General features: G+C 36.1%; 9 protein-coding genes. 2 read left to right on the top strand and 7 right to left on the bottom strand.

Features of this window, described 5'->3' with window-relative positions:
- Positions 1–11: 11 nt before the first annotated feature.
- Together B9O19_RS06450 and B9O19_RS06445 are read right to left on the bottom strand one after the other, a co-directional pair.
- Positions 12–2654: a M13-type metalloendopeptidase gene (locus B9O19_RS06450; protein ID WP_102365643.1), complete on the bottom strand. Its 2643-nt coding sequence runs from the start codon at positions 2652–2654 to the stop codon at positions 12–14.
- Positions 2655–2718: 64 nt separating this feature from the next.
- Positions 2719–4392, bottom strand: coding sequence for a 2-isopropylmalate synthase (locus B9O19_RS06445; protein ID WP_102365642.1), 1674 nt, complete (start codon positions 4390–4392; stop codon positions 2719–2721).
- A 1008-nt stretch (positions 4393–5400) separates the two neighbouring features.
- Between B9O19_RS06445 and ruvC the strand changes: the two genes are divergently transcribed.
- Positions 5401–5901, top strand: a complete 501-nt coding sequence (ruvC, locus tag B9O19_RS06440) for a crossover junction endodeoxyribonuclease RuvC (RefSeq protein ID WP_102365641.1) — start codon at positions 5401–5403, stop codon at positions 5899–5901.
- Positions 5902–6359: 458 nt separating this feature from the next.
- Here the strand turns inward: ruvC and tuf are convergent, their stop codons facing one another.
- From tuf to B9O19_RS06415, 5 genes are all read right to left on the bottom strand, one after another.
- Complete coding sequence (gene tuf, locus B9O19_RS06435; RefSeq protein ID WP_102365640.1) at positions 6360–7562, bottom strand: elongation factor Tu; 1203 nt, start codon at positions 7560–7562, stop codon at positions 6360–6362.
- A 213-nt stretch (positions 7563–7775) separates the two neighbouring features.
- Positions 7776–9857 (bottom strand): elongation factor G, encoded by a 2082-nt coding sequence (fusA, locus tag B9O19_RS06430; protein WP_102365639.1) that lies wholly within the window; start codon positions 9855–9857, stop codon positions 7776–7778.
- A 234-nt stretch (positions 9858–10091) separates the two neighbouring features.
- Entirely contained in the window at positions 10092–10562 is a 471-nt protein-coding gene (gene rpsG / locus B9O19_RS06425; RefSeq protein WP_102365638.1) for a 30S ribosomal protein S7, read from the bottom strand.
- Between the two features lie 130 nt (positions 10563–10692).
- A complete protein-coding gene (rpsL, locus tag B9O19_RS06420; RefSeq protein ID WP_102365637.1) occupies positions 10693–11103 on the bottom strand; it encodes a 30S ribosomal protein S12 in 411 nt (136 codons plus the stop codon).
- A 54-nt stretch (positions 11104–11157) separates the two neighbouring features.
- Positions 11158–11400 carry a ribosomal L7Ae/L30e/S12e/Gadd45 family protein gene (locus B9O19_RS06415; RefSeq protein ID WP_102365636.1) on the bottom strand — a complete coding sequence of 81 codons (243 nt, stop codon included), beginning with the start codon at positions 11398–11400 and terminating at the stop codon, positions 11158–11160.
- Positions 11401–12478: 1078 nt separating this feature from the next.
- Between B9O19_RS06415 and B9O19_RS06410 the strand changes: the two genes are divergently transcribed.
- The gene (locus B9O19_RS06410) at positions 12479–15256 is read left to right on the top strand and encodes a response regulator (RefSeq protein ID WP_102365635.1); all 2778 of its coding nucleotides are present in this window, start codon (positions 12479–12481) and stop codon (positions 15254–15256) included.
- Positions 15257–15499: the final 243 nt, after the last annotated feature.

The following is a 15499-nucleotide window of genomic DNA, read 5'->3' as shown; positions in this document are numbered from 1 at the left end:
TATAATCTAATTTACCATATTGATAGCCTGCTGCTTTCGTTTCTATACATACCGTCACCGGACTGCAAATGATATAGATTTATAAACTTTTCAAAGTTAGATAACACCATATTCACACGCACTTTATTTGGTGCATGTTCATCAGTCACCAACAGCATTTTAGCATATTCTTCAGTGCAGACAGACCTATAGGTTCTAGTGTAGGTTTTAAAAAGCTCATCCAGGTTCGGATTGTCTTCGCCGGCAATATCAAGCACGCAGGCCATTCCTCCGATATCCGCAATATTTTCACTCAGTGTAAGCTTCCCGTCAACAAAACAACCATCCATCACTTCAAGCTTATCATACTCTGATACAAATTGTTTACATATCTGATTAAACGCAGAAAAATCTTCGGCCTTCCACCAATCATTTAAATTTCCATCTTTGTCAAACTGAGAACCAACATTATCAAACGCGTGAGTAATCTCATGTGCTATAACGCTCCCTATTCCTCCCAGGTTTCCTTCATAACTTGCGTTTGGACTATAATACGGAGCCTGCAGTATACCGGCTGGAATGACTATGCAGTTATTGGCTCTGTCATAATAAGCGTTAACAGTCTGCGGAGTTAATGTCCAGCTTTCCTTGTTAACCGGAACTTTCTCATTTATCAAAGTAACATCCTGATTATGCGCCATCTTATTATAGTCAATAAGATATTCCATAATGGTTCCGCCATCCTCAATGCTGCGAATTGAATAATCACGGTTCGTATAATTTATAAGATAATCAGGATAGCCTATTCTTATTGATATAGCGCTCAGCTTTTCAATAGCGACATTTTTCGTTTCATCACTCATCCAATCCAATTCTTTAATCCTGTTTTCAAAAGTATCAATTATCACTGACGCCAGGTCTTCTATTTCCTTTTTGGAATCGGAGGAAAAATAACGTTCAACATATTCTTCACCAAGCTCCAATCCCATAAGAGACTGGGTTATTGTTACAGCATAAGCGTCAGGTGTGATTTGGGCGTTAACTCCGCTGATACTATTAATATAATTCTGATATGCATTAAACATCTCAGTATTCAAATACAAAGACGAGTAGTCTAAGACAGACGCCCGCAAGTATTCTTTAAGCATAGGAATGTTATCTCTGTCCAGCAAAGAGTTAATGGTTTTAGCCAATTCTTTATCATATACCATAATCTCACTGACATTATTATACCCTAACTTTTTAAGATATCCCAGCATATTCATATTTGAAAATAAATTTTCCAAACTATTTGTAGAATAGACATTATAAATATCACCGGGATTATCCCACTGAGACTCGTCCATAGTAGCATTGGCGAGTTTAAGACAAAACCTTACTGCCAAGTCAGCCTTCTTTTCAGCTTCGGCCGGCGACTGACCGCTGATTATAAATAATGTTCTGATATAGTTCTTGTAATTTTCTTCAATTTTTTCATATTCCCCGCTTTTAACGACACCCGATTCAATACCTGTATAGCAAGATTCAAACGTAAGCGAATATTTTGTGGAATCCTTAAAATCATTATTAACCCTAATCGGAATCAATGAATGAAATCCATTGTTTTCAAGCTCAGCCATAACATTTGTAAAATCAGAAATATTCTGAATACCGTCTATCATATCAAGATATTTTCTTATTGGCTCTATACCGACGCTGTCACGGTATTTAACATTTGCCGAAGCCTTATATATATCAAGTATTTTTTGTTTATTGCTGTCCTTCGGCGGGATATTTCCTATATAATATTCTGTTATAATATCACCGATTATATTTTGTATTCGATAAGCATTATTTTGAGAAAGCTGCTCAACGTTTGACCATTTAGCATAACCTTCAGGAAGCTGCGTCTCAGAAAGCCACTGTTCATTTACATATTCATAATAATCGTTTTTGTAAAGATTATTTGTAGGAAGAGCATTCTGATATTTAAGAAGACGGGAATACACAAGCAGTACCTGCTCATATGTCATAAAATCGTCCGACCCCAAAGTTCCGTCGCCATAACCTAAAATAAGCCCAGCATTTTTAAGGCGGCAAATATCAGGAACCGCCCAATCCGGAATATCATTAAAAAATGATTCACCATCCCCTAAATCCGTAGGCAAATCATCCTGAGATAAGACGCGGCTCACTATCGCAAACGCCTCAACTCTTGTTATGTAGTCATTACCATGGAGCTTGCCGTCATCAGAGCCATTGACTGCCCCCAAAGAAACTGCAAGACCAAGACTTTTCTGATATATAGGCTCAATTTCAGAACTGTCAGAAAAAACTGATAAATCAGCCGGTTTAACAGCCTTAAGCTCGTCTCCCAAACCGCTTACTAAAACATATACCGCCTGGGCTCTAGTCACATATGCTCCAAGCTCTATGTTTAAGGATGCAAGTTCATTTTCTTCAGAAAGTTTCTCCGGTTCAGGACTTGGCTGCTGACCGACTGTAGATAAAACTTTTACATTATCAAGCGCAACATTGCCGCCCGGTCTGTTTAAAACTCCGTCACTATACTTTACTGATAATGTGTCAAATCTAAATAGACCCTGATAGATATCAGAATCCGCAAACACAGAAAAAGGAGTTAAGATACATATCGATAAAATTATAGCCTCTAGCAGTATAATTATCTTTTTCATGTATCCCAACTCCTATAAAATCAATATTAAATTATTAAAATAATAGAAAAATCTTTCTATATAATTATTTACCCCTTTTGTTTACAGTACGGTTTATGGCGCTGATTAAGGCAATAATTGAAGCGTTTATAATGTCATCATGGATTCCAACACCCCATGTAATATTACCATAGCTGTCTGATAATCCAATATAAGCACACGCCTTCGAATTTGAACCGGTACCTATAGCATGTTCCTCATAAGTATCTATGGTGTATTTACCCATAAGGATGCTGTCAAACGCATTATTAACGGCGTCAAGACGGCCGTTTCCGCTTCCGGTCAGCACTTCATTCTCTCCATCACGCGACACTGTTATATGTGCAACAATACCATTATCCTTCTGCTCAAAATGAGTTTCTATCATCTTCATAGACTTATCTATATTAATATATGTATCTTTGAATATATTAAAAATCTCATCAGGCTGGAGCTCTTTATGTAAATGGTCAGAAACACCCTTTACAATGTATCCGAAATCTTCACGCATCTTCTTTGGTATATTAAAACCAAACCTCTGCTCCATCAGATATCCGATACCGCCCTTGCCCGACTGGCTGTTTATACGAATCACATCGCCGTCATATTCACGTCCCAGGTCTTTAGGGTCAACAGGAAGATACGGAACAGTCCAGCAGTTTTCGCATTTTTCTTCTCTATATTTCATACCTTTGGCTATTGCGTCCTGATGTGAGCCCGAAAAAGCAGCAAAAACCAATTTTCCGCCATACGGTTGTCTCGGGTCAACATTCATTCCTGTTAATCTTTCATATGTCTCGACAACTTCAGGCATATTTGAAAAATCAAGCTTCGGGTCAACGCCATGGGTATACATGTTCAATGCTAATGTTACTATATCAACATTACCTGTTCTCTCACCATTGCCGAAAATTGTTCCTTCAACACGGTCAGCTCCGGCAAGCAGCCCAAGCTCTGTATCAGCAACACCTGTTCCTCTGTCATTATGAGGATGCAGAGATAAAATCACATTTTCACGGCAATTCATATTATCGCTCATATATTCTATCTGACTCGCATAAACATGCGGCAGAGACATCTGCACGGTAACCGGAAGATTAATAATAACCTTTTTTTCAGGTGTTGGCTGCCAAACATCTATGACAGCATTGCAGACATCCAAAGCATACTCAGGCTCAGTTCCGGTAAAGCTCTCCGGGCTGTATTCAAACCTAAAATTACCTTCAGTCTCGTCAGCAAGCCTTTTAAGCAATTTTGCGCCGTCAACAGCAATCTGTTTAATTTCTTCTTTTGATTTTCTAAACACCTGTTCGCGCTGAGCCAAAGAAGTCGAATTATAAACATGAACAATTGCTTGTTTAGCTCCGTCCAAAGATTCAAAAGTCTTTTTTATTATATGTTCTCTCGCCTGAGTCAAAACCTGAATAGTAACGTCATCAGGAATGAGATTATCCTCAATCAATCTGCGAAGAAAGAGGTATTCTGTCTCAGAAGCGGCAGGAAATCCAACTTCAATCTCCTTAAAACCCAGCTTACATAGGAAAACAAAAAACTCCAATTTTTCTTCTAGGCTCATCGGCACCACCAAAGCCTGGTTTCCATCCCTTAGGTCTACGCTGCACCATATTGGCGCTTTTTCGATAGCGTCTTTTTCTACCCATTTTAATGATTTAACGGGCGGCATAAAATAGCCCTTCTTATACTTGTTAAAGTTTTTCATAATAACCTCCTCCTTTCAAAGATATTTACAATTACTGAAAATTATATTGAAAACTCTAACTTACCAAAAGATTATGATTTTAGTAAGGAATTTATTATAGCACAATAACAAACCTTTTGCAATATAATTTTATACAATATTTTTCATTTATACACTTTTGTACAAAATGTTCTATGACCAAGTATTGCGCTATATTTATTTTTAAATATAAAAATTAATTAAACAAAATTATATTTTTAGTTTTATAAAATAAAATACATAACACCTTAATATTTTTTATACCTTAGATTGGTCTGAATAGCTTTATCATCTCAAAATTTTTGACTTAATAACAAGAATATGATATACTGCATGTAGTATTATATTTGATTTATGGTATGAGATAGATTTAGCTAGAATAAGGCCAGCTGATATTATCACTATATTTAAAATTTCAAAAGCATGTAAAATAAAATACAAACTAGATAAAATCCCCGGACACCTACTACTAACAGGGTTCTTTGCACATCAGCTAAATATCTGCAAATTACGGCTTTATCTTCAAACTTAGCATAAAACGGACATTTTCTTGGTGTGATTTTGCTTTAAAGCAAAATAATTCAGCTATGAGTTTTATCAATATTCTATAGTTGTAATCACTATGATAAACTGAATTAGACATGAAACAATAATTGCAGTTTCTTTTTAAACGCTGCATATAAAAGCTACACAAATATAAATCAACTTCCTAAATATATATTTGAAGAAACGATTCATTTCTTTTCATTATATAACTTTGGAAAGAAAAAGAAGCATGAAAAATGAACTATGCGATTATGACATTACATCAGAAGTAATGTCCAAATTAATTAAAAAAATATAAAAACACATTTAACGCAGCAAAGTTAATATCAAGCATTTCAAATAAATTATATGTTTACATAAGTTTTTCACAACATGTTTTTTAGAATTACAACTTTACATATCATATAAACAAACAGAGATTAAAAAGAAATGGAGTAATAAATTTTGAGAATAATTGGAATTGACCCCGGATATGCTATAGTCGGCTACGGAGTTATAGATTATATAGGCAACAAATTTAAGATAGTCGAATATGGCGCGATAACAACTGAATCGAATCAAAATATGAATGAGAGATTTAAATCTATACATGATGACCTCAACACGATAATAGAACGCACAAAACCCGAATTTTTAGCTATTGAGGAACTGTTTTTTAACAGCAACCAAAAGACAGCTATAAACGTCGCACAAGCACGGGGAGTTCTTTTGTTATCAGCTCTTAATCATGGCATAAGCGTACACGAATATACACCGCTTCAAGTAAAACAAGCAGTGGTTGGATATGGCAGAGCCGAAAAAAAACAAGTGCAATTACTGGTAAAATCAATTCTTGGACTGGAAAAAGTGCCGAAACCGGATGATACAGCAGACGCTTTAGCTATTGCAGTATGTCACGCCCATTCATATAATCCCAGAGTTCAAAATATACTGAATCAATCTTAATAGCCGGGAACAAAAAATAAAATATTTCAAATTCATAGTTTGATTATTTTCCAAGATAAAACAATTCCGTTTATTACATAGACTTATCAGTAAATTAACATATAAAAACATATATATTTAATTCTATAATTATTTCACAATTTATTTTTTTATTAAAAATATAGTTGGCTCAATTCATATATTTACATGGTAAATTCTTTATATGCTAAAATACTTTTTCATTAATCTTACATTGACAAATCAAACATAGATAATAAACTAAACCTTTATTACAACTCAAACAGAAGCAACATAATACAACAGTAATAAAAACATTGTATAATCCGTATTTATCTGTATAGAAAATACGTTGGTTAGCCAAATGTTAGTTAAAACTCATATTAATATAATTTTGTAAATAATAAACAACCCCCGAAAACTATAAGTTTTCGGGGGTTAATAAATTATAATCAATAAAATTATTTAATGATTTCAGTAACAACGCCTGAACCAACGGTTCTTCCGCCTTCACGGATAGCGAAACGAAGTCCTTCTTCAATAGCGATTGTTGTTGTAAGTTCAACAGACATTGTGATGTTATCACCAGGCATACACATTTCTACGCCGTCAGGAAGATTAACAACACCTGTAACGTCAGTTGTTCTAAAATAGAACTGAGGTCTGTAGTTTGTGAAGAATGGTGTATGACGACCGCCTTCATCCTTTGTCAGGACATAAACCTCACCCTTAAACTGTGTGTGCGGTGTGATTGTACCCGGCTTAGCAAGTACCTGACCTCTTTCGATTTCATCACGTGCAACACCACGGAGAAGAGCACCGATGTTATCTCCAGCTTCAGCATAATCAAGAAGCTTTCTGAACATTTCGATACCTGTAACAACAACCTTACGTGTCTCGTCTGAAAGACCAACGATTTCAACTTCATCATTAAGGTTAAGCTGACCTCTCTCAACACGGCCTGTAGCAACTGTACCACGGCCTGTGATAGAGAAGATATCCTCGATAGGCATCAAGAAAGGAAGATCGCTCTTTCTTTCAGGTGTTGGGATATAGCTGTCAACAGCGTCCATAAGCTCATGGATGCACTGATACTCAGGAGCGTTTGGATCTGTAGATGTAGATTCAATAACCTTAAGAGCTGAGCCCTTGATAATCGGAATGTCGTCTCCCGGGAATTCATACTCTGAGAGAAGCTCTCTGATTTCCATCTCAACCAATTCAAGCAATTCTTCGTCATCAACCTGGTCAACCTTATTCATAAATACGATGATGTAAGGAACGCCAACCTGACGTGAAAGAAGGATATGCTCTCTTGTCTGAGGCATAGGACCATCAGCAGCAGATACAACCAGGATAGCGCCGTCCATCTGAGCAGCACCGGTGATCATGTTCTTAACATAGTCAGCATGTCCTGGGCAGTCAACGTGAGCATAGTGACGGTTCTCTGTCTCATACTCAACGTGAGCTGTTGAAATTGTGATTCCTCTTTCTCTTTCTTCCGGAGCTTTATCGATCATATCGTAAGCTTCGTACTCTGCTTTTCCATCCATAGCCAATACCTTTGTAATAGCGGCTGTAAGAGTTGTCTTACCGTGGTCAACGTGACCAATCGTTCCAATATTAACATGAGGTTTGCTTCTTTCGTACTTTTCCTTTGCCATTTTACAATGACCTCCTTATGTTTAATAATTAAATTTTTAACTTTAACCAAATAATTCCGGCATTATGAAATTACTATCCCATTGTACTATTAAATTATAGAAATTTCAAGACTTTTTTGTTAAAATTTTTAAAATTTCAAATTCGTCACAAAAATGACATTTATCGTCAATAATCTCATACACAGTCAGTTAAATAACCGCATCCGGTTTTAATTAGTCCTCGCTTGATCTCTCTTTTATAATCTTTTCAGCAATACTCTTCGGCAGCTCTTCAAAATGACTCGGCTCCATTGAATACTGACCGCGGCCCTGTGTTCTGGAACGCAGCTCTGTCGCATATCCAAACATTTCAGAAAGCGGCACGTTTGCAGTAATTTCCTGAGCACCGGTTCTTGCTTCCATACCCTGAATTTGTCCACGGCGTGAGTTAAGGTCACCCATAACATCTCCCATGTATTCTTCAGGAACATTAACAACAACCTTCATGATAGGCTCCATGATAACCGGATTACCTTTCTTACAGCCGTCTTTGAATGCCATAGAACCGGCAATCTTAAACGCCATTTCAGATGAATCGACTTCATGGTAAGAACCGTCTACCAAAGTACATTTTACGTCAACAACCGGGTAACCGGCGAGAACACCTGTCTGCATTGCGCCTTGAATACCTGCGTCAACAGCAGGAATATATTCCTTAGGAATAGCACCGCCGACAATCTTATTCTCAAATACATAACCTTCTCCAGCCGGAAGAGGTTCCATATCCATAACAACATGTCCGTACTGACCTTTACCACCCGACTGACGAGCATATTTATGGTCAACATGTATCTTGTTTCTTATAGTCTCACGGTAAGATACCTGAGGATTACCTACATCAGCTTCTACCTTAAACTCACGCAGAAGTCTGTCAACGATAATTTCAAGATGAAGCTCACCCATACCGGCAATAATTGTCTGACCTGTCTCGTCATCAGTATAAGTTCTGAATGTCGGATCTTCTTCAGCCAATTTTGCAAGGGCAATACCCATCTTTTCCTGTCCGGCTTTTGTCTTAGGCTCTATCGCAACACGGATAACCGGTTCCGGGAATTCCATAGACTCAAGGATAACCGGAGCACTCTCATCACAAAGTGTGTCACCTGTTGTAGTATTCTTTAGACCGACAGCAGCAGCAATATCACCTGCATAAACAGTGTCAATATCTTCTCTGTGGTTAGCGTGCATTTGAAGAATACGTCCTATTCTCTCTTTGTTTCCTTTAACAGAGTTATAAACATGGGAACCACTGTTAAGTGTTCCTGAATAAACTCTAAAGAAGCACAGCTTACCAACAAACGGGTCTGTCATAATCTTAAACGCCAAAGCAGCAAACGGCTCATCGTCTGATGAATGTCTAACAGCTTCTTCCTCTGTTCTCGGCACAACACCCTTAATAGGCGGTACGTCAAGAGGTGACGGCATAAAGTCTATAACAGCGTCAAGCATATTCTGAACGCCCTTGTTTCTGTATGAAGAACCACACAGAACAGGTACCATTTCGTTTGCTATAGTAGCTTTACGGATAGCCTTCTTGATTTCGTCGATACTAAGGTCGCCCTCCTCAAGATACTTATCCATCAGCTCTTCATCTGTCTCAGCAACAGCCTCCAGCATTGCTTCTCTGTATTCAGCAGCTTTATCAGCCATATCTGCTGGAATCTCTTCTATTCTTTCATCCTGTCCCAGTTCATCATAATAAATGAAAGCCTTCATTTGAATCAAGTCAATAAGACCTTTGAACTCGTCCTCAGCTCCGATAGGAAGCTGAATAGGAACAGCATTACATTTCAGACGGTCTTTCATCATGGAAACAACATTATAAAAATCAGCGCCCATGATATCCATCTTATTAACATATACCATTCTTGGAACCTGATACTTATCAGCCTGTCTCCAAACGGTTTCTGACTGAGGCTCAACGCCGCCCTTAGCACAAAGAACAGTAACACTTCCATCAAGTACACGCAGAGAACGCTCAACCTCAACTGTGAAATCAACGTGTCCAGGTGTATCAATTATGTTAATTCTGTGGTCTTTCCACTGTGCTGTAGTAGCAGCAGAAGTAATGGTAATACCACGTTCCTGCTCCTGCTCCATCCAGTCCATGGTAGCAGCACCTTCATGGGTTTCACCAATCTTGTGCACACGTCCAGTATAGAACAAAATACGTTCTGTGGTGGTAGTCTTACCGGCATCAATATGAGCCATGATACCTATATTTCTGGTTTTCTCTAATGAAAACGCTCTACCCATAATTTTCTCCTTCCCGACTAATGTCGTATTACACGCAGGCAAATCCTGCAGCATATCAAGTATTACACACCGGCAGCACCGCCGGCAAAACAATTTCCATTATATAGTTTCCTATATTATCATTTTTATTTACAAGAAAATTTGCTCAGATTTGTCTTTGCAGGAAGCCGACGCGTACATTCGGTACGCTAGGGTTCCGAAAAGACTAAGATGAGTGAATTTTTAAAGTAAAAATTACCAACGGAAATTAGCGAATGCCTTATTCGCTTCTGCCATTCTGTGTGTATCTTCTTTCTTCTTATATGCACCACCGGTGCTGTTTGTAGCGTCAATCAACTCATTTGCAAGTCTTTCAGCCATCGTTCTTTCAGAACGCTGTCTTGAGAACTGAGTAATCCATCTAAGTCCGAGAGTTTGACGTCTTTCCGGTCTAACCTCAATCGGAACCTGATAGTTAGCACCGCCGACACGGCGAGCCTTAACCTCCAGAACCGGCATTACGCTGTTCATTGCTTCTTCAAATACTTCAACAGGATCCTTTCCTGTCTTTTCCTTTATGATATCAAATGCATCATAAACTATTCTCTGAGCAACACCTTTTTTTCCGTCGAGCATGATGTTATTTACGAGACGTGTAACAGTCTTGCTGTTATACATAGGATCAGGCAATACATCACGACGAGCTATATGACCTCTTCTTGGCACTTTCTTCCCCTCCTTCGCTAGGTTTATTCACCATAAGGTACTCAATGTTTTTTAACACTGTCGCGCACATAGGTCATATATAATCAAATTTTATATATAAACATATGCACACATTTTTCAATTAGCGAGACTATTTAGGTCTCTTTGCACCATACTTAGACCTTGACTGTCTACGTGCGTCCACACCTGATGTATCAAGAGTACCGCGGATAATGTGGTAACGTACACCAGGAAGGTCCTTTATACGTCCTCCGCGAATCATAACAACACTATGCTCCTGCAAATTGTGTCCGATACCCGGAATATAAGCAGAAACCTCGATTCCGTTTGTGAGACGTACTCTGGCAACCTTACGCAGGGCTGAGTTAGGCTTTTTAGGAGTCATAGTTCTAACAGAAGTACATACTCCTCTCTTCTGAGGAGAAGCCTGGTCTGTAGGACGCTTTTTGATTGTATTAACACCTTTCAATAGCGCCGGAGCTGTTGACTTCTTTTCTATTGTAGCTCTGCCCTTTCTAACTAATTGGTTAAACGTTGGCAATATGTTCACCTCCATACATAATATAATAAATTTATAAAAACGCCTAAGGCGGTTTTAACTTTTTAATGTTGCGGCAGCAGCTGTAAAAACATCAATGCCGCAGGCTCTTCCGAGCTCTTTTCGTGTTTCGACAATAATAGGTTCTATACCGTTTTCACGACACATTTCAAATATTGATTGTGTCACAGAGGTATCAGCGTCATCTGCAACATAAACCATGTCAGCACGTCCGCTTTTCAAAGCATTTTTCACTTGCTTGACACCAATAACCTTATTTCTATGTTTCAAATTTTCCATAACAAACCTCAAAAATAAATGTAAACGGTAAATATATCCTATTACACCATTCATTACACGAACCATTCTATTATAACACATAAGAGCGGTTTGTCAAGCACTTTTTTATCTACTTTTTTTATAAAAAATTAAAGGTAAAGTAAATAAGAATATATAACTGAAACAAGTGCAGAACTGAAATTTCAACAAAAAACTAGACAGAAAAATTAAGGTCATATAAATTATAAGTAAATTATATAAAAAACGCAGTTTATCAAACATGGGATAGTTTGTCTGATTCATATTGTCTCTTTTTGATTATACATCAATGTTAATAATTTCTTAGTTGTGAAGTATCTGTTTACATACCTTATTAAGTTAAATACCATATTATTTTAAACGCGAATATTAAAGCACGAATACACTTAGAAAAGTTCATTATAAACCTTTTTATAATAAACTTTTGCGTAACTGCGCGCCTTATGCGGCAGATTTCATATGCACTCCGATGTTTGCTATATCACTTTTTTATATAATTTCTATTTTATGATTATTATCCTAGATACAGCGCTTTTTGCTAAACACCGGTATATATGTAACCATGAACACACCGGTAAGGCGTGTGTGATGCAAAGTGATTTATTTTCTATAACCTTCAATGTAAATATTTTGATTACACAAACTCTGACTACATTTTAAAAACTAAGCATTATAAATTTTACTAAATTATATATAACCCTGCAGCGTCAACAATCATACTTAGTTGTGATGTGTACGCAATCACGCCATTTGCTGCTTGTCATACTAGATTTTTATATAGTTTTTTCTGCTTTTATTATACTCACCTTAATTTTTTATACACTTTATTATAACCTTTTCAGCAGTTTAATCAACATTATACTACATTATAAAAACCAAATACTTGTAGCCTTATATGTTTTATATAATTTTTAACAATAAATAATGTTTATTTCTTAATTAATTAAACTAAGTCATATTAATGTTTTCTTTCTCTTGTTTTTTTGCATAAGATAGTGTATAATAAAATGTAATTTTAATAATTGTCAAAAAATTATTTAGGAGATATGATAACATTTATATGAAAAAATTCGTAAGTATATTTCTTATATTTTATATAATATTTCTTTCTGTCTCACCTGTTTTTGCTTATGAGCCGAAGCAGGTTATTCGTGTTGCTAAATTTAACAGCGGAAACTATTTTATTTCTGAAGATGACGGAACCGTTAAAAGTTATGACAAAGAATATCTGGACAAAATTTCTGAATATACCGGAATGCAATATGAATTTGTTGATTGCGGAACATGGCAAAATGCTGTTAAAATGTTGGAGAATCATCAAATTGATTTAGTGGGCACAATGCAAACCAGTGATGAAAGACTGCAAAATTATGACTTCTGCAAATACGAATACGGCGTTACATACGCTTCGCTTGCCTGTCTGCCTGATAAAGATTATACCTTCCAGGATTACACTTCATTTTCAGACGCCAGTATCGGCTGTACTATAGACTATGTCCGCAAAAGCGAGCTTTATAATTGGATGTCTGAACATAACATAACCGGTTCTTTAACTTTTTATGATACCGAACCTCAGCTTGTCAACGCTTTGCAAAATGGAGAAATAGACATTATGGCGGCAAGCGTTCACACTATCCTTCCTGAATGGAACATCTTAGATAAGTATTGTTTCTCTCCATTTTATTTCACCACCTGGAAAGGCAACTCAGCTCTCACCGAAATGATTGATAATGCTATTTTAAAAATAAAACTTTATGAATCTGAATTTGAAGATTCCCTGATTGAGTATTACTTTCCTTATATATCTGTTGACCCTTTAACTTCCGAAGAAAAAGATTATATAAACAATTCAAACGGCATAGAACTCTTTTTCGATCCGGAAGCTGCTCCCATAACTTTCGTAGATAAAAAAAGCGGAAATATGAAAGGCGTAATTATTGACAACTGTGAACTCATTTCACACTCTACCGGGCTCAAAATACAATATAAATCTTTAGTTGACAGAGCTTTAATTGACGATTCAAAAAATCAATATGCTTTTATAAGCATAGTTAATAATTATACATCAGAATATACTAAAGAGAGTGATAACGAAAAAATCACCAAACCAATTTTTGAATTCCCATTCTATTTATACTGTAACTGGGGATTTGATTATAATGTCAATTCTTCATATACAGTAGCTATGACTTCCGGAAGACCGGCAATCAGGGACTATCTTGAACACACTAATCCAAATTATAATATTATAGAATGCAATACTATAAAAGAGTGTTTTGACCTTTTAAAAGAAGGAAAGGTTGATCTCGTTTTTTCAAGCCTATATACCTCAAATAATATACTAATCAAAGAAAACCGCACCGATGTAAATTTTATTCCCACAACTGAAACTAATATAGGAATCGCTATAAAATTTACCGGAAGCGATTCTGAAATACTTAAATCTATCTTTAATAAAGAAATAAGCACTATTAAAAGCGAGGATCAGACGCAAGCCCTTTTGAACTACACAACAAATATGGCTCCGGAAGCAAGCTTAAGTTATTTTATACAAACAAATACAGGAGTTTTTATTTTCATTTTATTTATTATATTTTTAGTTCTTTTATTTGCCTGCATATGGTTAATCAGATACTACGCCATCTCAAAACAAAAAGCAGCTTTATCATCCATAAACGATGAGCTAAGAAAAGCAAATGCTGCAAAAACTGATTTTCTTTCCAGGATGAGTCATGACATAAGAACTCCAATGAACGCAATTATAGGTATGACCAACCTTGCAAAAAAAAGTGCCAATGTATCGGAAGAAACTTTAGATTATTTGGAAAAAATAAATTCATCAAGCAATTTTCTTCTAGGTTTGATTAATGACATACTCGATATGTCAAAGATTGAGAGCGGCAGTCTCAACTTTAATCCTTCGGTATATTTTTATAATGATTTTTTAAGTAACATAAGCGCCATGTTTACTCCTTTGTGCAACAATAAAAATGTGACGTTTATTATTGAAAGAGGATTAACTGAAAACACAGCGCTGTTCGTTGATAAGGTTCGTTTTAATCAAATATTTTTCAACATATTAAGCAACGCTATAAAATACACCCCAAACGGCGGAGAAGTTAAATATGAAATGAAAAATATCTTAGTTAATAATAAAAATTTATCTGCTGATTATATAATTTCCGATAACGGTATTGGGATGAGTGAAGAATTCCAAAAAGAAATGTTTAATCCGTTTGCCAGGGAACATGATGATACTAACACCACAGAAGGAACCGGTCTCGGTTTAGCCATTACAAAAAATATTCTTGATCTCATGGGCGGGAATATTAATGTAAGCAGTAAAGAAGGAAAGGGTACAACAGTAATTATTCATCTTGAAATTCCATTGGCTGCAAAAGAGCAGATTGTTACTAATAAAATAGCTGATAATTTAATAGGTGATTTAAATGGAAAAAAGGTGCTTTTGGTGGAAGACCATCCCTTAAACACCGAAATAGCAGAAAAAATTTTGGAAAATAAGGGAGTCACAGTAGTAAGCGCCAAGAACGGCCTTGACGGTTTAAATAAGTTTAGGTCATCAGACCAATATGAATTTGACGCAATTCTTATGGACATAAGAATGCCGGTAATGGACGGACTTGAGACTACAAAAAAAATAAGAAAACTTAACCGCCCTGACGCTAAAAATATACCTATAATCGCCATGTCCGCAAACGCTTATCAGGAGGATATCGAAAAATCTTTATCAGCAGGTATAAACGAGCATCTTGCAAAACCTATTAATCCGGAACTTCTGTATGCAACTTTAGAAAAATTTATTGGAAAGAATAAATAAAAATCATGCACAGCTTAAGTATATCTAAGCTGTGCATTTTTTATATTTTATTTAGTTTTTTATATGTTTATCAGGTTAATATTTCAAGCTTCAAAAATTACATAATAATAAAGTTTTAATTATTTTTATATATAGCGAAAGAAATATTTACAATTGAATTAAATTGCTGTAGAATAGCTGACAATTTACAATAAATCAGGCAAAAATGTTAAGGTTATATATCAAAAAATAAATATTAAAACT

Source organism: Monoglobus pectinilyticus (assembly GCF_002874775.1).
Taxonomy (GTDB): domain Bacteria; phylum Bacillota; class Clostridia; order Monoglobales; family Monoglobaceae; genus Monoglobus; species Monoglobus pectinilyticus.
Note: the sequence above shows the minus strand (reverse complement) of the source record. Positions and strands in the feature narration are given on the sequence as shown.